At 63.5% G+C, this 20669-nt stretch carries 22 protein-coding genes; 11 read left to right on the forward strand and 11 right to left on the reverse strand.

Going from position 1 to position 20669, the window contains the following annotated elements; translation table 11 throughout:
* Positions 1-99 precede the first annotated feature (99 nt).
* Positions 100-1329 carry a 5-aminolevulinate synthase gene (hemA, locus tag BLR13_RS14495; protein ID WP_074822836.1) on the forward strand — a complete coding sequence of 410 codons (1230 nt, stop codon included), beginning with the start codon at positions 100-102 and terminating at the stop codon, positions 1327-1329.
* A gap of 110 nt (positions 1330-1439) precedes the next feature.
* On the forward strand, positions 1440-4949 hold the full coding sequence (locus BLR13_RS14500; RefSeq protein ID WP_074822834.1) for a hybrid sensor histidine kinase/response regulator: 3510 nt from the start codon (positions 1440-1442) through the stop codon (positions 4947-4949).
* A gap of 61 nt (positions 4950-5010) precedes the next feature.
* Here the strand turns inward: BLR13_RS14500 and BLR13_RS14505 are convergent, their stop codons facing one another.
* A complete protein-coding gene (locus BLR13_RS14505; protein ID WP_074822831.1) occupies positions 5011-5547 on the reverse strand; it encodes an REP-associated tyrosine transposase in 537 nt (178 codons plus the stop codon).
* Positions 5548-5808: 261 nt separating this feature from the next.
* Between BLR13_RS14505 and BLR13_RS14510 the strand changes: the two genes are divergently transcribed.
* Positions 5809-6762, forward strand: coding sequence for an IS110 family transposase (locus tag BLR13_RS14510; protein ID WP_074831516.1), 954 nt, complete (start codon positions 5809-5811; stop codon positions 6760-6762).
* Between the two features lie 15 nt (positions 6763-6777).
* Here the strand turns inward: BLR13_RS14510 and BLR13_RS14515 are convergent, their stop codons facing one another.
* On the reverse strand, positions 6778-7452 hold the full coding sequence (locus BLR13_RS14515; RefSeq protein ID WP_074822828.1) for a response regulator transcription factor: 675 nt from the start codon (positions 7450-7452) through the stop codon (positions 6778-6780).
* Between the two features lie 365 nt (positions 7453-7817).
* Here BLR13_RS14515 and BLR13_RS14520 point away from each other — a divergent pair, with 365 nt between their 5' ends.
* Entirely contained in the window at positions 7818-9443 is a 1626-nt protein-coding gene (locus BLR13_RS14520; RefSeq protein WP_171945047.1) for an MFS transporter, read from the forward strand.
* Between the two features lie 70 nt (positions 9444-9513).
* Here BLR13_RS14520 and BLR13_RS14525 read toward each other — a convergent pair whose 3' ends face one another.
* From BLR13_RS14525 to BLR13_RS14535, 3 genes are all read right to left on the reverse strand, one after another.
* A complete protein-coding gene (locus tag BLR13_RS14525; protein WP_074822823.1) occupies positions 9514-9987 on the reverse strand; it encodes a secondary thiamine-phosphate synthase enzyme YjbQ in 474 nt (157 codons plus the stop codon).
* A gap of 156 nt (positions 9988-10143) precedes the next feature.
* Complete coding sequence (locus BLR13_RS14530) at positions 10144-10665, reverse strand: hypothetical protein (protein ID WP_074822821.1); 522 nt, start codon at positions 10663-10665, stop codon at positions 10144-10146.
* A 36-nt stretch (positions 10666-10701) separates the two neighbouring features.
* On the reverse strand, positions 10702-11325 hold the full coding sequence (locus BLR13_RS14535) for a 2-hydroxychromene-2-carboxylate isomerase (RefSeq protein WP_074822818.1): 624 nt from the start codon (positions 11323-11325) through the stop codon (positions 10702-10704).
* Between the two features lie 273 nt (positions 11326-11598).
* Here BLR13_RS14535 and BLR13_RS14540 point away from each other — a divergent pair, with 273 nt between their 5' ends.
* The 5 genes from BLR13_RS14540 to BLR13_RS14560 all read left to right on the forward strand — a co-directional run bounded on the left by BLR13_RS14540 (position 11599) and on the right by BLR13_RS14560 (position 14196).
* Entirely contained in the window at positions 11599-11970 is a 372-nt protein-coding gene (locus BLR13_RS14540; protein ID WP_074822816.1) for an AtpZ/AtpI family protein, read from the forward strand.
* Positions 11971-12039: 69 nt separating this feature from the next.
* Complete coding sequence (locus BLR13_RS14545) at positions 12040-12789, forward strand: F0F1 ATP synthase subunit A (RefSeq protein WP_074822814.1); 750 nt, start codon at positions 12040-12042, stop codon at positions 12787-12789.
* Between the two features lie 56 nt (positions 12790-12845).
* Entirely contained in the window at positions 12846-13076 is a 231-nt protein-coding gene (locus BLR13_RS14550; RefSeq protein WP_027537362.1) for a F0F1 ATP synthase subunit C, read from the forward strand.
* Between the two features lie 60 nt (positions 13077-13136).
* Positions 13137-13706, forward strand: a complete 570-nt coding sequence (locus BLR13_RS14555; protein ID WP_074822811.1) for a F0F1 ATP synthase subunit B' — start codon at positions 13137-13139, stop codon at positions 13704-13706.
* A 4-nt stretch (positions 13707-13710) separates the two neighbouring features.
* Positions 13711-14196, forward strand: a complete 486-nt coding sequence (locus BLR13_RS14560; RefSeq protein WP_074822809.1) for an ATP F0F1 synthase subunit B — start codon at positions 13711-13713, stop codon at positions 14194-14196.
* Between the two features lie 52 nt (positions 14197-14248).
* On the opposite strand, the gene BLR13_RS14565 is transcribed toward BLR13_RS14560, so the two are convergent.
* The 6 genes from BLR13_RS14565 to BLR13_RS14590 all read right to left on the reverse strand — a co-directional run bounded on the left by BLR13_RS14565 (position 14249) and on the right by BLR13_RS14590 (position 19622).
* Positions 14249-14890: a hypothetical protein gene (locus tag BLR13_RS14565; protein WP_074822807.1), complete on the reverse strand. Its 642-nt coding sequence runs from the start codon at positions 14888-14890 to the stop codon at positions 14249-14251.
* A gap of 96 nt (positions 14891-14986) precedes the next feature.
* Positions 14987-15574, reverse strand: coding sequence for a GNAT family N-acetyltransferase (locus BLR13_RS14570; protein WP_074822805.1), 588 nt, complete (start codon positions 15572-15574; stop codon positions 14987-14989).
* A 29-nt stretch (positions 15575-15603) separates the two neighbouring features.
* Positions 15604-16893 (reverse strand): M16 family metallopeptidase, encoded by a 1290-nt coding sequence (locus tag BLR13_RS14575; RefSeq protein WP_074822802.1) that lies wholly within the window; start codon positions 16891-16893, stop codon positions 15604-15606.
* Positions 16890-18308 (reverse strand): threonine synthase, encoded by a 1419-nt coding sequence (gene thrC / locus BLR13_RS14580; RefSeq protein ID WP_074831514.1) that lies wholly within the window; start codon positions 18306-18308, stop codon positions 16890-16892. Before thrC ends, BLR13_RS14575 begins: the two co-directional genes overlap by 4 nt.
* Positions 18309-19072: 764 nt before the next feature.
* Positions 19073-19300, reverse strand: a complete 228-nt coding sequence (locus BLR13_RS14585) for a hypothetical protein (RefSeq protein WP_074822799.1) — start codon at positions 19298-19300, stop codon at positions 19073-19075.
* A gap of 100 nt (positions 19301-19400) precedes the next feature.
* Complete coding sequence (locus tag BLR13_RS14590; protein WP_074822796.1) at positions 19401-19622, reverse strand: hypothetical protein; 222 nt, start codon at positions 19620-19622, stop codon at positions 19401-19403.
* A 161-nt stretch (positions 19623-19783) separates the two neighbouring features.
* Here BLR13_RS14590 and BLR13_RS14595 point away from each other — a divergent pair, with 161 nt between their 5' ends.
* Together BLR13_RS14595 and BLR13_RS14600 are read left to right on the forward strand one after the other, a co-directional pair.
* Positions 19784-20209, forward strand: coding sequence for a hypothetical protein (locus BLR13_RS14595; protein WP_074822793.1), 426 nt, complete (start codon positions 19784-19786; stop codon positions 20207-20209).
* Between the two features lie 116 nt (positions 20210-20325).
* A complete protein-coding gene (locus BLR13_RS14600; RefSeq protein ID WP_074822790.1) occupies positions 20326-20562 on the forward strand; it encodes a hypothetical protein in 237 nt (78 codons plus the stop codon).
* Positions 20563-20669 lie beyond the last annotated feature (107 nt).

The raw sequence follows: 20669 nt of genomic DNA on the forward strand, positions 1-20669 counted from the left end.
GCGGCCCGAATCGGCTCGACACGAAACCTGGAAAAGCTCTAAAAAGGGCGGAGCTAACAAGAGGACGGCCAACCCGGCCTGTCCGTTCCGGGTCTCGTGATGGATTACAGCCAATTTTTCAGTGCCGCCCTCAACCGCCTGCATGAAGAGCGGCGTTACCGGGTCTTCGCCGACCTCGAACGGATCGCCGGCCGGTTCCCGCACGCGCTCTGGCACTCGCCGAAGGGCCCGCGCAACGTCGTGATCTGGTGTTCCAACGACTATCTCGGCATGGGCCAGCACCCCAGGGTGGTCGGCGCCATGGTCGAGACCGCCACCCGCGTCGGCACCGGCGCAGGCGGCACCCGCAACATCGCCGGAACCCATCATCCGCTGGTGCAGCTCGAGGCCGAACTGGCCGATCTGCACGGCAAGCAGGCTTCGCTGCTGTTCACCTCGGGCTACGTCTCGAACCAGACCGGCATCGCGACCATCGCCAAGCTGATCCCGAACTGCCTGATCCTGTCGGACGCGCTCAACCACAATTCGATGATCGAAGGCGTCCGTCAGGCCGGCTGCGAACGCCAGATCTTCCGTCACAACGACGTCGAGCATCTGGAACAGCTCTTGATCGCGGCGGGTCCCGACCGGCCCAAGCTGATCGCCTGCGAAAGCCTGTATTCGATGGACGGCGACGTCGCGCCGCTGGCGAAGATTTGCGATCTGGCCGAAAAGTACGGCGCCATGACCTATGTCGACGAGGTCCATGCAGTCGGCATGTACGGCCCGCGCGGCGGCGGCATCGCCGAGCGTGACGGCGTCATGCACCGCATCGACGTGCTCGAGGGCACGCTCGCAAAAGCCTTCGGCTGCCTCGGCGGCTATATTGCCGGGAATGCCGACATCATCGACGCCGTGCGTTCCTATGCGCCGGGCTTCATCTTCACCACCGCGCTGCCGCCGGCGATCTGTTCCGCCGCCACCGCTGCGATCCGTCATCTCAAGACCTCGAGCTGGGAGCGCGAGCGCCACCAGGACCGCGCCGCCCGCGTCAAGGCGATTCTGAACGCCGCCGGCCTGCCGGTGATGTCGAACGACACCCATATCGTGCCGCTGTTCGTCGGCGACCCCGAGAAGTGCAAGCAGGCCTGCGACATCCTGCTCGAGGAGCACGGCGTCTACATCCAGCCGATCAACTATCCGACCGTGGCCAAGGGCACCGAACGGCTGCGGATCACGCCCTCGCCCTACCATGACGACGGCCTGATCGACGGCCTCGCCGACGCGCTGCTGCAGGTCTGGGAACGCCTCGGCCTGCCGCTGAAGCAGAAATCGCTGGCGGCCGAGTAACCCTACCCTTCCGAATCCCGTCAAATTGGGCCGGTGGCGCGATGCGCTGCCGGCCCAATGCGTTTATACTCCACGACGGCCCTTTCGGGCCGGGAAGGAGACAGGCCGCGATGCTGCACGACTGGGGCGTAATCGCCGCCGCGTTCGCCTATATCGGGCTGCTGTTCTTTGTCGCCAGCCAGGGCAACCGGCTGTCGCCGAGCCAGCGCGGCCGCGCCGGCATGCTGATCTATCCGCTGTCGCTGGCGATCTATTGCACCTCCTGGACCTTCTTCGGCTCGGTCGGCTTCGCCACCCGCACCAGCGTCGACTTTCTCGCGATCTATGTCGGCCCGATCCTGATGATCGGGCTTTGCACGCCACTGCTGCGCCGGGTGATCCAGCTCGCCAAGTCGCAGAACATCACCTCGATCGCCGACTTCATCGCCGCGCGCTACGGCAAGAGCCAGGCGGTTGCCGCCACCGTGGCGCTGATCGCGATCATCGGATCGGTTCCCTATATCGCGCTCCAGCTCAAGGCGATGGCGTCGTCGCTGGAGACCATCCTGAGCGAGGACAAGGCGTTCTCCTCGATCCCGATCATCGGCGACATCGCGCTGGTCGTCACGCTGGCGATGGCGGTGTTCGCGGTGCTGTTCGGCACCCGCCAGACCGACGCCACCGAGCACCAGCACGGCCTGATGCTGGCGGTTGCCACCGAATCCATCGTCAAGCTGGTGGCCTTCCTCGCCGCCGGCGCCTTCGTCACCTTCTGGATGTTCACACCCGTCGAACTGATCGAACGCGCGATGAAGACCCCGGAGGCGGTGCGTGTCATCGACTACGTGCCGGGGATAGGCAATTTCCTGACCATGACGCTGCTTTCGTTCTGCGCGATCATGCTGCTGCCGCGGCAGTTTCACGTCAGCGTGGTCGAGAATTCCAGCATGGCCGAGGTCAACCGCGCCCGCTGGCTGTTTCCGCTCTATCTGGTCGCCATCAACCTGTTCGTGATCCCGATCGCGATTGCCGGCCTCATCACCTTCCCGTTCGGCGCCGTCGACAGCGACATGTATGTGCTGGCGCTGCCGATCGAAGGCAATGCGCACTTGCTCAGCGTCGCCGTATTCGTCGGCGGCCTGTCGGCTGCGACCGCGATGGTGATCGTCGAATGCGTCGCGCTCTCGATCATGGTTTCCAACGATATCGTGGTGCCGCTGGTGTTGCAGCGCAGCGGCGAGACCCGCAACGGCCAGAAGGATTTCGGCGACTTCCTGCTCAAGGTGCGGCGGTTTGCGATCTTCGCCATCATGGTGATGGCCTATTTCTACTATCGCGCACTCGGCAACACCCAGCTGGCGGCGATCGGCCTGCTGTCATTCGCGGCCATCGCCCAACTGGCGCCGGCCTTCTTCGGCGGCCTGTTCTGGCGGCAGGCGACCGCCCGCGGCGCCATGGGCGGCATGCTGATCGGCGTCGCGGTGTGGATCTATACACTGTTTCTGCCGAGCTTCCTGGAGACCTCTACGGTGGGCCTGATGCTGCTGCAACACGGGCCGTTCGGCATCGAGGCGCTGCGGCCGCAGGCGCTGTTCGGCGCCGACCTGCCGCCATTGCTGCATGGCGTCGCATGGTCGCTCTCGCTCAACGTCCTGACCTACATCGTGATGTCGCTGGCGCGTCAGCCATCGTCGATCGAGCGTTTGCAAGCCGATTTGTTCGTGCCGAACACGCTGGCGCCGATCGCGCCGACCTTCCGGCGCTGGCGCACCACGGTGACGGTGCAGGACATCCAGAGCACGGTGGCGCAATATCTCGGCCCCGAGCGCGCCCAGCATGCCTTCGAGGCCTTTGCCGCCGGCCACCCTCGCCCGCTCGATCCGGGCATACCGGCCGACTTCGAACTGCTGCAGCACGCCGAACGCCTGATCGCCTCCTCGATCGGCGCGGCCTCCTCGCGCCTCGTGATGTCGCTGTTGCTGCGCAAGCGCACCGTCTCCGCCAAGGCCGCGCTGAAGCTGCTCGACGATTCCCACGCCGCGCTGCATTTCAACCGCGAGATCCTGCAGACCGCGCTGAACCACGTGCGCCAGGGCATCGCCGTGTTCGATGCCGAACTGCAACTGATCTGCTCGAACCGGCAGTTCGGCGAAATTCTGGCGCTGCCGTCGCATCTGGTGCAACTCGGCCTGCCGTTGCAGGAAATCCTCGAATTCATGGGGGCTGTCAGTCCCGCCGCCTTCGGCGACGCCGATACGCTGTTGCAGCGGCGGCTGGAGGCCTACACCACCGAGGGCGAGCCCTATCTGGAACGCCTGCCCGAGCGCCACATGGTGATCGAGGTCCGCTCCAACCGGATGCCGGGCGGTGGCCTCGTCATCACCTTCTCCGATGTGACGCCGAGCTTCGAGGCCGCCGAAGCGCTGGAGCGCGCCAACGCGACCCTGGAAAAGCGCGTGCGCGACCGCACCGAGGAACTCACCCGGCTCAATTCCGAACTGGCGCTGGCGAAAAGCACCGCCGAGGACGCCAACATCTCGAAAACGCGGTTTCTGGCGGCCGCCAGCCACGACATCCTGCAGCCGCTCAACGCCGCCCGGCTCTATGTCACCAGCCTGGTCGAGCGGCAGAGCGGCGGCGAGGATTCGCGCCTGGTCGAGAACATCGACGATAGCCTGGAAGCGATCGAGGAAATTCTCGGCGCGCTCCTGGACATCTCGCGGCTCGATGCCGGCGCGATGACGACCTCGATCACGAGCTTCAAGATGGCCGACCTGATGCGTTCGCTCGAAATCGAGTTCGCGCCGATCGCGCGCGCCAAGGGGCTGGAACTCACCTTCGTCCCCTGCTCGCTGCCGGTGGAATCCGACCGCTCGCTGTTGCGGCGGCTGCTGCAGAACTTCATCTCCAACGCCATCAAATATACCCCGCGCGGGCGTGTGCTGGTCGGCGGCCGCCGCCGCGGGCAATCGTTGCAGATCGGCGTCTATGATACCGGCGTCGGCATTCCCGTGATGAAGCGTGGCGAGATCTTCAAGGAGTTCCACCGCCTCGAACAGGGCGCGCGGATCGCGCGCGGCCTCGGCCTCGGCCTGTCGATCGTCGAGCGGCTGGCGCGCGTGCTCAACCACGGCATCGCGATCGACGCCAATGCGTCCGGCGGCTCGGTGTTCTCGGTGACGGTGCCGATTGCGACCGCCATCAACCATACCGCCGCCGTCACCAGCGCGACGCCGCTTTCCAGGACGCCGATGAGCGGCGCGCTGATCGTCTGCATCGAGAACGACGCGGCGATCCTCGACGGCATGAAGACGCTATTGAAGGCGTGGAACGCCGAGGTGATCGCGGCGACCGAGCCCGAGGCCGCGATCGCGGCGATCGAGGCCTCCGGCGGCAACGTCACTGGCTTGCTGGTCGACTATCATCTCGACCGCGGCAACGGCGTCGCCGCGATCCGCGAAATCCGCCGCCGTTTCGGCGAAACCATTCCGGCGATCCTGATCACCGCGGATCGCAGCCCGCATGTGCGGACGGCCGCGCGCGAGGAAAACATCGCCGTGCTCAACAAGCCGGTCAAGCCGGCATCGTTGCGGGCGCTGATAGGTCAGTGGCGGACCCAGCAGATGGTGGCGGCGGAGTAGCGGGCGTCTCCGACACGTAGGATGGGTGGAGCGAAGCGATACCCATCATCTCACAACACATTCAGGGCCTTTCGCCAAATTCCCCATCAAGCCCGGAAACATCGCCCGCCCAATCCTCCGGATAAACTCCGAGTTTCACCATGCGATGGAACGACGAGTACGGCCAATCCCTGACCCGTGTCACCAAGCCATGCTTGAGTAGATTGATATGAACGTAGTCGATGTGGCGCGCGAAATCCTTCTCGTCGCGAATTGTGTGCTCCCAATAGCGACGCTGCCAGATACCGCGCTCGCCCTTGGCAGCGCGACTGGTCGAAATCGGCTCACCCAATGCGGATTTCCGGGAAAATGATGTTTTGATCAGCCGCCAGCGCGTGGAAAAATCCGTGTCGCCTTCCGGTAACGTCCAGACAGCGTGGAGATGGTCAGGCAGCACGACCATCGCGTCGGTCGTGAACGGATGATGCAACCGCGTCTCACGAAAGGCGGTGCGCAGGTCGTCGATACATTCCGTCAGCAACGACAGCCGTCGATCAGCCAGATTGACGGTGAAGAAGAAACTGCCACCGGTGATGAAGTTGCGGCGGTATTCGGTCATGCAGGGATGCCCGGATCGCGAGGTGATGGGTATCGCTGCGCTCCACCCATCCTTGTAATAGCGAATTCGACTATCATTGGGATGTTCCGAAAGGAATGGCCTGCCGTGGACGGCCATCCACGGCAGGCCGCTGGCGATCGGATCGAACCCATCCTGAGCAGTTTGTGGCTGCCCTGTAGCGTGATCGTCGTCAGCACCTTCATCGGACCCGGATGGTTGCCGGAACAACTTGGTTCGCTTCACAAGGCAGGGTCGACGAAGATGACACAGACTATCATAACGACGGCTGGAATCGATACGTCCAAGACCAAGCTCGACGTTGCCGTTCACGGTCACATCGAGCGCTGGCAGGTCGCTAACGCTCTGCCGGGCTGGCGCGCCTTGGTCGCAAACTTGACCAATGCTGGCGTGACGCGTGTCGGGATCGAGGCGACGGGCGGCTACGAACGAGGCGTGATGGAGCATTTGCGTGCGGTAGGCTTCACCGTGCTGGTGTTGCAGCCGGTCCAGGTCAAGGCGTTCGGTCGGGTGCATTTGCGACGCGCTAAGAACGATGCGCTCGATGCGGAACTGATCGCCGCATGTACTGCCTCTATCGATCCGCCGAAGATTGAGCCAGACCCTCGCCTGGCAGAACTGGCGGGATACCTGACCTTTCTCGAACAGATCGAGGAGGATATCGCGCGCTACAAAACCAGGCTGGAGCATATCGACGAGCCCGAGATACGGCGGACGGTCAATGCCGACATTGCAAGGCTGAAGACAAGACGCGCGGCGCAGATACGTAACATTGCCAAGCGGCTGCGCGCCCACCACGATCTCGCCCTGCGGCTTGACCTGGTGTTGAGCATTCCCGGTATCGGCGAGCGCACAGCTCTGGCGCTCATCATTCGAATGCCTGAACTCGGCCGCGTCAGCCGCGAGGAGGCCGCCGCCCTTGCTGGGCTGGCTCCCTTTGACGACGACAGCGGACAACATAGAGGACAGCGGCATATCGCCGGCGGTCGCAGCCGCTTACGCCGCTCCCTGTATGCGGCAGCTCTCCCGGCGGCCTTCCGCTGGAACAGGGCTCTTGTCGCGCTCTATGCTCGCCTGACAGCACGCGGAAAAGCCCACACTGCAGCACTCATCGCATGCGCTCGAAAGCTGCTAATCTACGCAAATACCGTCGTTCAGCGCGGAACGCCGTGGGCAGAAAAGTCCTTCAGCGTTTAATGGTTGCTACGGGCCCTACCCGGTCGGCGTTCCCTGGCGCCATTGGCCGCCGGCGATTTTTGCAGCCGCGATCACGGCCTGGGTGCGGCTTTCGACGCCGAGCTTCTGCAGGATCGCCGAGACATGGGCCTTGATGGTCGCCTCGGAGACGCCGAGCTCATAGGCGATCTGCTTGTTGAGCAGCCCCTCCGACAGCATCATCAGCACCCGCACCTGCTGCGGGGTCAGCGTCACCAGCCGGTCGCGCAGCCGCGTCATGTCGGGGTCGTTGACCGACGAAAGGTCGGTGTCCTGCGGGACCCAGACATCGCCGTCCATCACCTTCATGATGGCGTCACGCAATGTCTCGACCCCGAAGCGCTTCGGAATGAAGCCGGAGGCGCCGAAATCGAGCGAGCGCCGGATGGTTCCGGCGTCGTCGCTGGCGGACACGATGACCACCGGGATCGCCGGATATTGCGCGCGCAGATAGATCAGGCCGGAGAAGCCCGAGATTCCCGGCATCGAAAGGTCGAGCAGGACCAGATCGACGTCGGAATCCCGCTCCAGCAGTGCCGTGAGATCGTCGAACGAACCGGCCTCGCTGATGGTGGCCGAGGTCAAAACACCTGCCACCGCCTGCCGCAAGGCGTCGCGGAACAGCGGGTGATCATCGGCGATGACGAGATGGGTAGCGGCGGCGGTCGTCATGGATGTCTCTTCTCAGGGCGCGCGCGATGAGCCCGTATTTGCTTGTCCCTTGCCAAGGCGTCGCGTGCAAGCGTGCAATTCTAGCACGTTTGAAAGCAGTTAATCCGCCCGCTTGTGCGCCGCAATATAATCGGCCTGACGGCACCAAGCGGAAAAGATCATGCGTCCCATCGAACCGCGGCCCCCGGCGCGGCCGTGCAAAGGGCCAAAAGTCGTATTGGGGCGACTTTCACGGCGATGTTACCTTGATACCAAGCCCACAGATCAATCCGGCCAAGTTCGGCAAGGGGCGGACTTTGCATCAATAAATTTGGGGAGCGCTTGAAATGTCCACAATGACTGCCACGCCGGCCCGGACCGGAGGAATGACGAAGGACGAACGTTTCGTCATTCTCGCCTCCTCGCTCGGCACCGTCTTCGAATGGTATGACTTCTACCTCTACGGATCGCTCGCCAGCATCATCGGCGCGCAGTTCTTCTCGGCCTATCCGCCGGCAACACGCGACATCTTCGCGCTGCTCGCGTTCGCCGCCGGCTTCCTGGTGCGCCCGTTCGGCGCCATCGTGTTCGGACGCATCGGCGACATCGTCGGACGCAAATACACATTCCTTGTCACCATCCTGATCATGGGCCTGTCGACCTTCATCGTCGGCCTGTTGCCCAATGCCGCAACCATCGGTATCGCGGCGCCGATCATCCTGATCGCACTGCGCCTGTTGCAGGGCCTCGCGCTCGGCGGCGAGTATGGCGGTGCGGCGACTTACGTTGCGGAACACGCTCCGCAGGGCAAGCGCGGTTACTACACCTCGTTCATCCAGACCACGGCGACGCTCGGCCTGTTCCTGTCGCTGCTGGTGATCCTGTTCACCCGTACTGCGCTGGGCGAACCTGAATTCGCGGCCTGGGGCTGGCGCATTCCGTTCCTGGTGTCGGTCGTGCTGCTCGGCGTCTCGGTCTGGATCCGGCTGCGCCTGAACGAATCGCCGATCTTCCAGAAGATGAAGGATGAGGGCAAGAGTTCGAAAGCGCCGCTGACCGAAGCCTTCGCCAACTGGAGCAACGCCAAGATCGTCATCCTGGCGCTGATCGGCGGCACCATGGGTCAGGGCGTGGTCTGGTACACCGGCCAGTTCTACGCGCTGTTCTTCCTGCAATCGATCCTCAAGGTCGACGGCTATACCGCCAACCTGCTGATCGCTTGGTCGCTGCTGTTCGGCACCGGCTTCTTCGTGGTGTTCGGCGCCCTCTCCGACAAGATCGGCCGCAAGCCGATCATCCTGGCGGGCTGCCTGATCGCGGCGCTGACCTTCTTCCCGATCTTCCGGATGATCACCACCAACGCCAACCCGGCGCTGGAAAAGGCAATCGAATCCACCAAGGTCGAGGTGGTGGCGGATCCCGCAGGCTGCGGCGATCTGTTCAATCCGGTCGGCACCCGCGTCTTCACCGCTCCGTGCGATGTCGCTCGCGCCTTTCTGGCCCAGTCGTCGGTCAAGTACTCGACCAGCTACGGTGCCGCCGGCTCCGGCGTGAAGGTCGTGATCAACGGCAAGGACGTGCCGTATCCGGATGCCAAGGCCGGCAACCCGGCGGTCGCCGCCGCGGTCGCAGCCTCGGGTTATCCCAAGGCCGGCGATGCGGGCATCGTGAAGATGTCGAACCCGTTCGATATCTTCCGTCCGCAGGTTGCGGCGATCATCGGGCTGCTGTTCATCCTCGTGATCTTCGTCACCATGGTGTACGGGCCGATCGCGGCGATGCTGGTCGAACTGTTCCCGACCAAGATCCGCTACACCTCGATGTCGCTGCCCTATCACATCGGCAACGGCTGGTTCGGCGGACTGCTGCCCGCGACCTCGTTCGCGATCGTGGCCTCGACCGGCGATATCTATGCCGGCCTCTGGTATCCGATCATCTTCGCTTCGATCACCGCCGTCGTCGGGTTCTTCTTCCTGCCCGAGACCAAGGACGTCGACATCACCAAGACCTGAGCCTGATCCGGCGACTATCGCCGGCGACCTCGAACAAAACGGCCGCGGAGCAATCCGCGGCCGTTTCTTTTTAATCGACGCTGCCGATGAACTGCAGCACCACCTCGCGGCGATGCGGCCGCGCACGATGCTCGACCAGATAGATCGCCTGCCATGTGCCGAGCGCCAGCGCGCCCTGCAGCACCGGAACCTGCAGCGAGGTCGCGGTCAGCACGGTCTTGATATGCGCCGGCATGTCGTCCGGACCTTCGGTGTCGTGCCGCCATCCGGCATTCTCGGGTGCCAGCCGGTTCAGTGCCGTCGTCAAATCGGCGAGCACGGTCGGATCGGCATTTTCCTGGATCGTCAGCGATGCCGACGTGTGGCGGATGAACAGCGTCACCGTGCCTTCGCGCGCGCCGGCATCGGCGACGAACTTTGCGGCTTCGGCGGTGAGATCGGTGAAGCCGGCGCCGCGCGTCTGCACCGTCAACAGCAAGGACACGATGGTGGTGGCGCTGACGGCCGAGGGGGTGGTGCGCGAGAGGGATTTGGGTGCGGTCATTTGGCTCGATTCCTCACGTCGTCCCGGCGAAGGCCGGGACCCATAACCACCGACGTTAGTAGTTACGGAAGGTATCAACTGTCGTCGTGCAAGATCGAGAAGCCGCAGCGTATGGGTCCCGGCGTTCGCCGGGACGACAGCATCAAACAACAGCACTCAAATCTTGCCGCCGACGTCCTTCTGCATGCGGTTGGCCATCTCGATCAATCGCCGCCAGGCCCGCTCCAGGAACGACATCACGCGGTCCATGTCGCGATCGCTCGGCAGCGGGATTTCGATCTTGCGTTCGCCCTCGGCGACCTTCGGTTCGCCTTTCTTCAGCGAGTCGGATTTCGGCAGCGGCTCTTCGATCTTGCCTGACACCGTGGGCTCGCGCTCGGCGAGTTGGGCTTTCATCTTTTCATTGTCGGCCTGCAGCCGGCCGATTTCGGCATCCAGCGCCGCGCGTTCGTCGGGCACGGCGTAGCAGGCCCAGCCCGCGCCCGAATTGCTGCAGGTCGAGACCGCGCCGGTTCTGGTGTCGAGCCGGAGCACGCCGTCCGCCAGCGGCGACAGCGCGTAGCGGCCGTTATCGGTGTCCGGCAGCGCGCCGGCGCGCGCGTGGCCGGTGACACAAAACGTCAATGCGGCGACCGCGATGATCGACAGTAGTTTCGAGGACGACGTCGCTGTGCTCATGAGCTTGCTCCCGCCTCCGGTTCGTACCAGTACGCTCTAAACGTGTGAGCTATAGGGCGCGCGGCCGGACTTCAACGCGTCTTCGAGCAAATCGATCCGGTCCTGTCCCCAGAACACTTCGCCATCCAGCACATAGGCCGGCGAGCCGAACACGTCGCTCGCCAGCGTATCCTGGCGGTTCTGCTCGTAGGCCGCGCTGATCGCCTCCTGCTCCGATCGCTCCACCAACTCTTTGCCGGGCAGACCGGATTCGTCGGCCAGTTTCGCAACCGTCGCGGGATCAGCGAGACTGAGCTGATCTTCCCAAACTGCGGCAAAACCCCGCGCCAGATATCGGTCGGGGTCGAGACCGGACTCGATCGCGGCGATCACGACGCCATCGGCGAGCCGGGCGTTGAACGGCCAATTCGCCGGCCGCAGGTGGAATTTCAGTCCGCGCTTGTCGCGCCAACGCTGCAACTCGACCATCCGGTAGCGCTGCCGCACCGGGTGGCGCTTCATCAGCGGCAGCCCACCGGTCTCCGAGAACAAGTCGACCAGCACCACGGGCTTGTAATTTACCTCGAGATCGTAGGTACTTACGATGTCCCGAAAGGCCCGATGTCCGACATAGGCCCACGGCGATTGAAACGAGAAATAGTAGTCGACCTGACGCGGCATACGGGCTCCGGAGCGAGGATCTGCTGATCGCTTCGGGCATCCCAACAGACCGGCCAAATCCACGCAAGATCGATCCGTGATGCGCTAGCTGCTGCACTGCGATGACGGGTCCACAGGGCCGTGGACGATCTCCAAATAAATCCAGTCAAATCAATGCACTAACTGGTTACGACGTAATCTTGACTTGATTAGACGCGGTAAGTATGGTCCGCGCGGCTTTAAGGGTGACGGGCGCAATTTCCATCAACCGCGGCATCGTTTACTGTCTTGGGCATGACCGAAGACAACAACGACAACGCAAGTGGAAAACGCGATCATTCGTCCTCCGACGAAGCTGCGCTTTCCGCAAGGCTCGGAAGTCTGGATCACCGGTTGTCCGCAATTCGTGACAACCGCAAAATCAGGACTGACCAACCCGGAACCGAAAGCGGAGATGCGGCTGCCAGAGCTTCGGCTATGGCGATCGGTTTCCGCCTTTCCTCGGAGTTGGTCGCGGGCGTTGTCGTCGGGGCGGCGATTGGCTGGGGGTTCGACCGTTTGTTGTCGACATCGCCGTTCGGTCTCATCGTGTTCTTGCTGCTCGGCTTTACCGCCGGCGTGGTCAACGTGGTGAGGTCTGCGGGCGTATCTCAGGGCAAGCGCTGAACGTCGACGGGAAGTCACGACATTTGAAATTCGATTGCCGGCCAGGCCGGTGGACAAAGAGCCGCGCGGATGAAAATCGACCCGATCCATCAGTTCAACATCGAGCCGCTGTTCACGATCGGCCATATAGGCAACCAGACGATCGCCTTCACCAATTCGTCGCTCTACATGTTCATTGCGGTAGCGGTGATCTCGATCCTGATGATCGGCACCGGACGGCAACTGGTGCCCGGGCGCATGCAGTCGATCGCCGAAATCAGCTACGAGTTCGTCGCCAGCACGATCCGCAGCACCGCCGGCTCGGAAGGCATGAAGTTCTTCCCGCTGATCTTCTCGCTGTTCATGCTGATCTGCGTTTCGAACCTGATCGGCATCATCCCCTACACCTTCACCATTTCGAGCCACATCATCGTCACCGCGACGCTGGCGCTTTTGGTGTTCTTCACCGTCCTGATCTACGGCCTCTACAAGAACGGCTTCAAGTTCTTCAAGATTTTCGTACCCTCCGGCGTTCCGATCTACATCCTGCCGCTGGTCATGTTCATCGAAATCCTGTCGTTCTTCCTGCGGCCGGTCTCGCACAGCGTCCGTCTGTTCGCCAACATGCTGGCCGGCCACATCGCGCTGAAGGTGTTCGCGGGCTTCGTCGCGATGCTCGGCGCCTCGCTCGGCGCGCTCGGCTGGGCCGGCGGCATGCTGCCGCTGGCGCTGACGGTGGCGCTGACCGCGCTCGAACTGCTGGTCGCTTTCCTGCAGGCCTACGTGTTCGCGATCCTGACCTGCATCTACCTCAACGACGCCATTCATCCGGGACACTAAACGGTCCGGGGAATTTCCACCCACACTTTGTCTTACCTCTCAAGGAGCTCAAGAAAATGGAACCGGCAGCAGCAAAACTTATCGGCGCGGGCATCGCATGCATCGGCATGGGCGGCGCAGGCGTGGGCGTGGGCGTGATCTTCGGCAACTACCTTGCCGCAGCAGTGCGCAACCCGTCCGCAGCCCAGGGCCAGTTCGGCAACCTGATCTTCGGCTTCGCCGTGACCGAAGCGCTCGGCATTTTCTCGCTGCTGATCGCGCTGCTGCTGCTGTTCGTTCCGCTCTGAGCGGCACCCTATCGCGCCGTCCGTTCCGGGCGGCGCGTCTGACAGCAACAGGAGGACCCCGTGGCTGAAAAGAGTCATGGTACCCCGGCAAAGGGCCACGAGACCGGCGCCCACACCGAAGCCCCAGGCGGCCACGGCGGAGGATTTCCTCCGTTCGAGTCGTCGAGCTACGCTTCGCAACTGGTGTCGCTCGTCATCGCGTTCGTCGCCCTCTACCTGATCGTGTCGCGTATTGCGCTGCCGCGTGTCGGCGGCGTGATCGATGCACGTCAGAACGCGATCGAGGGCGATCTTTCGGCAGCGCAGAAGCTGAAGGACGAGTCGGATGCGGCGCTGAAAGCCTATGAAACCGAACTCGCTTCGGCGCGTTCGCGGGCCCAGGCGATCGGCAACGAAACCCGCGAGAAGCTGAACGCGGCTGCGGAAGCCGAGCGCAAGACGCTGGAAGACCAGCTCTCCGCCAGGCTTGCCGCCGCCGAAAAGCAGATCGCGGCGACCCGCGAGAGCGCGATGGGCAACGTCCGCGGCATCGCCGCGGATGCGGCCAGCGCCATCGTCCAGCGCCTCACCGGCGTGCTGCCCGACGGCAACACGCTGAACAGCGCGGTCGACGCTTCGTTGAAGGGATAGTTTGATGTTCTTCGAACCGGAAACCTGGGTCGCGGTAGCCTTCGTCATCCTGATGGTGCTGTTTGCCTATCTGGGCATCCACCGCACGGTGCTGAAGGCGCTCGATACCCGCGCCGACCGCATCAAGGCCGAACTCGACGACGCCCGCCGTCTGAAGGAAGAAGCCGCCAAGCTGCTCGCCGACTACAAGTCCAAGCGAACCAGCGCGGAGCGCGAGGCCGAAGAGATCATCGCCAACGCCAAGGCCGAAGCCGAGCGCATCGCGTCCGAAGCCAAGGCCAAGATGGAAGATTTCGTCGTCCGTCGCACCAAGACCGCCGAGGGCAAGATCGCGCTCGCCGAAGCGCAGGCGGTGGCGGACGTTCGTTCTGCTGCGGCCAACGCCGCCGTCACGGCCGCCTCGACCATCCTGTCGCAGTCGGTCAAGGGGTCGGTGGCCGACGACCTGCTCGCCAAGGGCATCGCCGAAGTTCGCGCCAAGCTGAACTAGACCAATCCAGATCTACCAAAAAGCCGGCGCGAGATGATCGCGCCGGCTTTTTTCATGGCTGCTTCTTTTTTCGCGGCGCCGGCGCGGGGCGCTCGGGCTTCAGCGCCTGCGGGTCGAAGCCGATATAGAAAATGTAGCTGTCGCCAAGCGCACCCGGCGGGGTCGGATAGACCAGATCCTCGGCCACCAACGTGAAGGGCTCGCTGCCGGCTTCCGACATGTTGACGGTGGTCTGGTAGGCCTTGGTGGCGATGGTTTTTTCCGACACGCCGCCCTGCACCACGGCGACGCGGATCGGAACCTGGATGGAGGACGGTGCGCCGGCGGGACCGGCAATGACGCGCCCCTGAATGCCGATCCGCGCAGTGATGGTGCCGCCATTGACGCTGCATTCGCGGGCCATCTTGGTAATCGTTGCCTGAAACCGCAGGTCGTTGCCGACCGGCTGCTTGCCGGGCGCCGCCACCGCATAGGTGGAGGCACCGGCGCGGACCGTAACCGGCGGACAGGTCAAATCGCCGGTGTCTTCCGGCACGGCCGCCGCTCCCGGCGCGGCCGTGGCCGGCTCGTCCGATTTGCCGCCGAACAGGCTCTTGAAGCGATCGCCCAGCGATTGCGCCGACGCCGGCACGGCCAGCAGGCTGCAAGCCATCCCGGCCACGATCGCGACTTTGACCAACCGATTGTCACCCATGCGACGTTCCTGGCATCCACGTCATTTCATCGTCACTATCCACGGCGGCCTTATAGCAGGCGAATGGCGGCGAACCCAAGGCACCCGAATCGATGTTCAGCCGCGAAAATCCTCGTGCAGAATGCCGAACAGCAGGTGGTCCTGCCAGACGCCGTTGATGCAGAGATAGCGCCGCGCCAGTCCCTCGCGGGTAAAGCCGCATTTCTCCAGCACCCGGATCGAAGGCGCATTGGTCGGAATGCAGGCGGCCTCGATGCGGTGCAGATTGAGCTCGCCGAACAGCGTCGGCAGCAGCACGCGCAGCGCCGTGGTCATATGGCCGCGATGGGCGTGGGGTTCGCCGACCCAATAGCCGATGGTGCCGGCCTGCACGATGCCGCGGCGCACATTCGCCAGCGTGATGCCGCCGATCATGGCGCCGTCGGACTCGCGGAAGACGATGAACGGGTACGAGCGGTCGGAAGCAATATCCTCGGCATAACGGCGCAGCCGGCGGCGGAAACCGGCCCGGGTCAGGTCGTCCGACGGCCAGATCGGCTCCCACGGCGTCAGGTAGGCCCGGCTGGTTTCACGCAAGTGCGCCCATTGCGGGAAGTCCGACATCTGCGGGGCGCGCAGCAACAGACCGTGGCCGCGCGGCACGAGCGCGGCCGGTCCGCTGGTTGGCAAACGAAACAGGGCCATGCCCTACACTCCCCCGCAAAGAGCAAACTTCAATGCAGCAGCGTCTTCGCCTTTGACCGGGTCAATCCTTCCGCAAAAGATACCGCCGTGTCCAGACCCCTGCCGCTGCCAAGCGCCACGACCGCCGGACGGCTGCGGGACAACAGGCCCCGCGCGGCGTTGCGGGTCGATTCCACGCTGACCGCGTCGATCCGCGCCACCAGCTCTTCCACCGTCAGCGGCCTGCCATACGCAAGCACATGGCGTGCCAGCTGCTCGGCGCGCGATGAACAGCTTTCCAGCGCCATCAAGAGCCCTGCCTTCATCTGCGCCTTGGCGCGGGCGATCTCGGCTTCGGTGAGGGTTTCGACGGCGTCGTTGATGACGTCGACGATCACTTCCATCATCTCCGGCGCGTCGGCCGGATCGGTGCCGGTATAGAGGCCGAAAAACCCGGTGTCGGCATAGGGCGCGTGGAAGGTGTAGATCGAGTAGCACAGGCCGCGCTTTTCGCGCACTTCCTGGAACAGCCGCGACGACATTCCGCCGCCGAGCGTGTTGGTGAAGACCTGCATCGAGAACAGCGACAGGTCGGTCTGCGGCACGCCTTCCAGCGCCAGGGTCAGATGCGCCTGTTCGAGGTCGCGATGCACCACGCGCGAGCCGCCCTTGCCGAACATCGCGGGCTGCGGCTTCGGCGACGGCGCGGCATCGAAGCTGGCGAATTTCTGCGCCACTTCCTCGACGACGCGCTTGTGGTCGACGGCACCTGCGGCCGCCACCACCATGTTGGGTCCGCGATAATGCGTCGAGAGATAGTTATTCAGCATGTCGCGATCGAACTTCTGCAGCGTCTTGGCGGTGCCGAGCAGCGAGCGCCCCATCGGCTGATCGGGATAGCAGAGCTCGTTGAGATGTTCGAACACGACGTCGTCGGGCGTGTCCTGCGCCGCACCGATCTCCTGCACGATGACGCTCTTTTCGCGCTCGAGCTCGTCCGGCACAAAGGACGGATTGGCGAGAATGTCGGAGAGCACGTCGAGCGCCAGCGGCACGTCGGCCTTCAGCACCCGCGCATAATAGGCCGTGGTCTCGGTCGAGGTTCCGGCGTTGAGATCGCCGCCGACCGCCTCGATCTCCTCGACGATCTCGCGCGAGGAACGCTTGGTGGTGCCCTTGAACGCCATATGCTCGAGCAGATGCGAGATGCCGTGCTCGTTGGGCTTTTCGTCACGACCGCCGACGCCGGTCCAGACGCCGAGCGCCGCCGTTTCCAGATGCGGCATGGTATCGGTAATGACGGTCAATCCGGACGGCAGCTTGGTAACTTCGACGCTCATCCGGCAACTCCCTGCTTCGCGGCACGGCTGACCTTGCGCACGAATTTCTCGACTTCGGTGGAATCGTTTTTCATCACCGTGATGTGTTCGGATTTGGTCAGGAGACCATCGAGCCAGGCCGGCAATTGCGGCCGCACGCCACAGGCCGCCTCGACCGCATCGGGAAACTTGGCCGGGTGCGCGGTCGACAGCACGATATTGGGGATCTTCGAATCCGAGGTGTCCCGATCGGCCACCGCCAGCGCCACCGCGGTATGGGGATCGACGAGATCGCCGGCCTCGCGCCAGGCGGCGCGGATCGTGGCCGCCGTCTCGGTCTCGTCGGCGCGTCCGGCGTCGAATTCCTCGCGGATGGCGGCGAGCACGGAATCCGGCAGCACGAAACGTCCGGACTGCTTCAGCGAGGCCATCAGGCGGCGAATGCTGTCGGCATCGCGGCCACTGGCCTCGAACAGCAGCCGCTCGAAATTCGAGGAAACCTGGATGTCCATCGACGGCGAGGCTGACGCGTGAACCTCGCGCACTTCATAGATGCCGGTCTTGAGCGTGCGCGGCAGGATGTCGTTGACGTTGGAGGCGATCCGCAACCAGCGCACCGGCAGCCCCATCTTCTTGGCGACGTAGCCGGCAAAGATGTCGCCGAAATTTCCGGTCGGCACGGTGAAGTCGACGGTGCGCGCGGGCGCGCCGAGCGCCACCGCGGACGTGAAATAATACACCACCTGCGCCACGATGCGCGCCCAGTTGATCGAGTTGACGCCGGACAGCGACACCGCATCGCGAAAGCCGTGATGATTGAACAGCGCCTTCACGATCGCCTGGCAGTCGTCGAAATTGCCTTCGATCGCGAGCGCGTGGACATTGCCGGCGCCCGACGTCGTCATCATGCGCCGCTGCACGTCGGAGATCCGGCCGTTCGGGAACAGCACGATCAGGTCGACATTGTCGAGGTTGGCAAACGCATCAACCGCCGCACCGCCGGTATCGCCCGAGGTCGCGACCACGATGGTGGTGCGCTGCGCACGCTTGGCCAGCACATGATCCATCAGCCGCGAGATCAACTGCATCGCGACGTCCTTGAACGCCAGCGTCGGGCCGTGGAACAGCTCCAGCATGAATTGATTGGGCCCGGTCTGGTCGAGCGGCACCACCGCGGGGTGGCGGAAGGTGGCGTAGGCCTCGTTCGCCATGCGGCCGAGATCGGCGTCGGAAATCTCGCCGGCGACAAACGGCCGGATCACCTCAACCGCGACTTCCCAATACGGCCGTCCGAAAAATCCGGCGATGGTCTCGTGCGAGAGCTGCGGCCAGACTTCCGGCACGTAGAGCCCGCCGTCGCGGGCGAGCCCGGTCAGCATCACATCGCAGAAACCCAGCGTGGGGGCTTCGCCTCTGGTCGAAATATACCGCGTCAAATCGCCCTCCAAAGGCCCGACCCCTACGCCAAGCCTTTGATATTTATGAGTTATACGCCTCCACCTACCGTGAAGCGCCGGGCACCATAGAGCGTTTTGCGGCCAAGGGGAAATGCCGGATGGGCGGAAAGAACGGGGTTGGGCCGAGCTCTTGCAACCCGTCATGGCCGGGCTTGACGAAGTAACTGAGCTCAGCTTCGAACTCCAAAATACGACTTCGCATTCTCGCGGCGCGATGCGCCCGAAGTTTTAACAGAAAACCTTGCCCTCGAAATCAGAGGGCGCAGGGAAGACCGGGTGCGCGCCGCACCCGCGGTCTCGCGCGCAAAACTGTGCATCAAACACGCGCACGAGCATACAGGTTTGGCGGAAACACACCGGCCTTCCCTGCGCAATGGCTTTACGGCTTATACGTAATCGCCCTGGTGGCCGGCTTTCTTGCCACCATCGCTTGCGGATTGCTCCGCTTACTTGACGCCAGCACCGGGGCGTCGGACCCAAACGATTTCACCGTACGCAAGTGCCGCGCTCGTCAGTCGCTGCCTCACGTCCACCGCTCCCTGTCCCTCGTTTGCGACGATGGCCTACGCCCCTCTGGTGGGACAGGATGGCGGGAGTCGTAAGTCTGATTTGCCCGACGGGACCAGCGGAATATTTTTGCGCGAGGGGCTGGACAGCCTTTTGGTGATTTGCCCGTCGGGCAAATTCACAACGAAAAAGGACCGCGACACCGCCGCGGTCCTTTCGCCGAAAAGGTTCTGCCGTTACTCGGTGCAGACCTTGGTGGTCTTCATGCCGCTCTCGGCTTCGGTCTTGGTCTTGTAGGTGCCGTTGTCCACGATGGTGGTGGTCGTGGTGGTCGGCTTGGTATCGACAACGGTGCATTTCTTGGTGGTGGCGTCGCGAACCACATAGAATTCAGCCGCCATCGCGGAGTTGGCAACGGTGGTCGCAGCGAAAGCCAGTGCGCCGATCATCAGAAGTTTCTTCATGGGGTCGTCCTCCGTTTGCACAATTGCCACCGGTAACCCACGCCCCTATCAAATGTTCCGCTTTTTCCCGAGTACAAAACGATCGCTGCCTTGTCTGCCCCTAGTCGCCCGACGACATTCCGGACTGATCCAGCTGCTTGAGAAACTTGAGCCCGGCGACAGCCAGCATTTCCACATCCTCGATACCCGCCTCACGGCGCTGCCGGATGAAGCGTTCCAGGCTGGTACGGCGCTCATCATTCTCATGTATCCCCTGATTGATAAGCCGATAGGCGCTCCAGGCCCGCACGAGGGCGGCGCTCGCAACATCCGGATCAACCATTCATTTCTCTCCCCACAATCGAAACCAGGCGTCTATTGGTGAATCAAATTGCCACTTTTTCCTGATCCACGCCAGTGAGGTTCGAAGGCGGGAACCATTGCCTGTTTTTCCCGTTGGGTCTGCAAGTCGGGGCGGAAAACAGACAACAATAGTGGTGGTAAATGCCCCTTGCTCGATACTTCGCCTTTGCCGGCAGCCTGCTGCTGGCGCTGTTCATTCTGGCCGACTGGTATTTTCCGAAGCTGGCAGCAGCCCCCGCCAGAGCCGAGGTCGACAGGACCATCATCCGCCTGCATTCGGCCCACAAATGGCCCGAGGCGACCGTCTTCGACACGAGTCTGCCGACGATCGTTCCGCCGCCTTCGCTAGCCGTCGCCGAAAGGCTTCCCCCGCCAGCAATCGCACGATCACCGAAGCAGGCGTTTGCCTTGGCATTACCCGAGGTAACGCCGGTCCGGGCCGACGTGGCCGCCGTTGCACGGAAACAGATTCAAAGGCGCCGGGCGCGAGCACCGGCTGCAAGTGCGCGACGGATTGCCAGCTACGAGACCGGCGACTTCCGCACCGTGCTGCCAGCCGGGTGGTGACGGCGGACCGAATGCGAGCGGGGAAAAATGGCAATCAACGGTCGACGTAGCGGAACAAAGCCTGCAGCGGGAGCTTGTTGGAGAAATCGCAATCCTGCGATCGGGAGGAAAACCGCATGAAGCGTATTTTGATGATTGGCGTCGCGCTGTTCGCGTCCATGCTGGCGCTGACGGCGTCCGCCTCGGCGCGATTGGGCATGGCTCCGCTCGAAGCCCAGGACGGCGCGGTCATTCAGGTCCGGGGCGGCGGTCACGGACACGGTCACGGCCATATGGGCCGCGGCGGGCGCGGCCACCATTACGGCTGGGGCCGGGGTCGCGGGCATCATTATGGCTGGCGCCATCATCGCTGAGCCGGCTTTGACCGGAATTCGCGCTCGCAATATCGTTGCCCGGGCGGGGGCGAATTCCTGACGATGATCGGTCGCGCCCAGCGCGACCGGTCAATTTCTTATGGCTA

Origin of the sequence: Bradyrhizobium ottawaense, from assembly GCF_900099825.1 — a bacterium.
Classification (GTDB): Bacteria; Pseudomonadota; Alphaproteobacteria; order Rhizobiales; family Xanthobacteraceae; genus Bradyrhizobium; species Bradyrhizobium ottawaense_A.

What these genes read in the sequence shown, in the direction of transcription:
- BLR13_RS14560 (WP_074822809.1), top strand. Translation starts at nt 13,711, where the DNA reads ATGTTCTTCGAACCGGAAACCTGGGTCGCGGTAGCCTTCGTCATCCTG.
- BLR13_RS14595 (WP_074822793.1), top strand. Translation starts at nt 19,784, where the DNA reads ATGCCCCTTGCTCGATACTTCGCCTTTGCCGGCAGCCTGCTGCTGGCG.
- BLR13_RS14540 (WP_074822816.1), top strand. Translation starts at nt 11,599, where the DNA reads ATGACCGAAGACAACAACGACAACGCAAGTGGAAAACGCGATCATTCG.
- BLR13_RS14600 (WP_074822790.1), top strand. Translation starts at nt 20,326, where the DNA reads ATGAAGCGTATTTTGATGATTGGCGTCGCGCTGTTCGCGTCCATGCTG.
- BLR13_RS14590 (WP_074822796.1), bottom strand. Translation starts at nt 19,622, where the DNA reads ATGGTTGATCCGGATGTTGCGAGCGCCGCCCTCGTGCGGGCCTGGAGC.
- hemA (WP_074822836.1), top strand. Translation starts at nt 100, where the DNA reads ATGGATTACAGCCAATTTTTCAGTGCCGCCCTCAACCGCCTGCATGAA.
- BLR13_RS14575 (WP_074822802.1), bottom strand. Translation starts at nt 16,893, where the DNA reads ATGAGCGTCGAAGTTACCAAGCTGCCGTCCGGATTGACCGTCATTACC.
- BLR13_RS14550 (WP_027537362.1), top strand. Translation starts at nt 12,846, where the DNA reads ATGGAACCGGCAGCAGCAAAACTTATCGGCGCGGGCATCGCATGCATC.
- BLR13_RS14500 (WP_074822834.1), top strand. Translation starts at nt 1,440, where the DNA reads ATGCTGCACGACTGGGGCGTAATCGCCGCCGCGTTCGCCTATATCGGG.
- BLR13_RS14585 (WP_074822799.1), bottom strand. Translation starts at nt 19,300, where the DNA reads ATGAAGAAACTTCTGATGATCGGCGCACTGGCTTTCGCTGCGACCACC.
- BLR13_RS14515 (WP_074822828.1), bottom strand. Translation starts at nt 7,452, where the DNA reads ATGACGACCGCCGCCGCTACCCATCTCGTCATCGCCGATGATCACCCG.
- BLR13_RS14520 (WP_171945047.1), top strand. Translation starts at nt 7,818, where the DNA reads ATGACGAAGGACGAACGTTTCGTCATTCTCGCCTCCTCGCTCGGCACC.
- BLR13_RS14570 (WP_074822805.1), bottom strand. Translation starts at nt 15,574, where the DNA reads ATGGCCCTGTTTCGTTTGCCAACCAGCGGACCGGCCGCGCTCGTGCCG.
- BLR13_RS14505 (WP_074822831.1), bottom strand. Translation starts at nt 5,547, where the DNA reads ATGACCGAATACCGCCGCAACTTCATCACCGGTGGCAGTTTCTTCTTC.
- BLR13_RS14545 (WP_074822814.1), top strand. Translation starts at nt 12,040, where the DNA reads ATGAAAATCGACCCGATCCATCAGTTCAACATCGAGCCGCTGTTCACG.
- BLR13_RS14525 (WP_074822823.1), bottom strand. Translation starts at nt 9,987, where the DNA reads ATGACCGCACCCAAATCCCTCTCGCGCACCACCCCCTCGGCCGTCAGC.
- BLR13_RS14565 (WP_074822807.1), bottom strand. Translation starts at nt 14,890, where the DNA reads ATGGGTGACAATCGGTTGGTCAAAGTCGCGATCGTGGCCGGGATGGCT.
- BLR13_RS14510 (WP_074831516.1), top strand. Translation starts at nt 5,809, where the DNA reads ATGACACAGACTATCATAACGACGGCTGGAATCGATACGTCCAAGACC.
- BLR13_RS14530 (WP_074822821.1), bottom strand. Translation starts at nt 10,665, where the DNA reads ATGAGCACAGCGACGTCGTCCTCGAAACTACTGTCGATCATCGCGGTC.
- BLR13_RS14535 (WP_074822818.1), bottom strand. Translation starts at nt 11,325, where the DNA reads ATGCCGCGTCAGGTCGACTACTATTTCTCGTTTCAATCGCCGTGGGCC.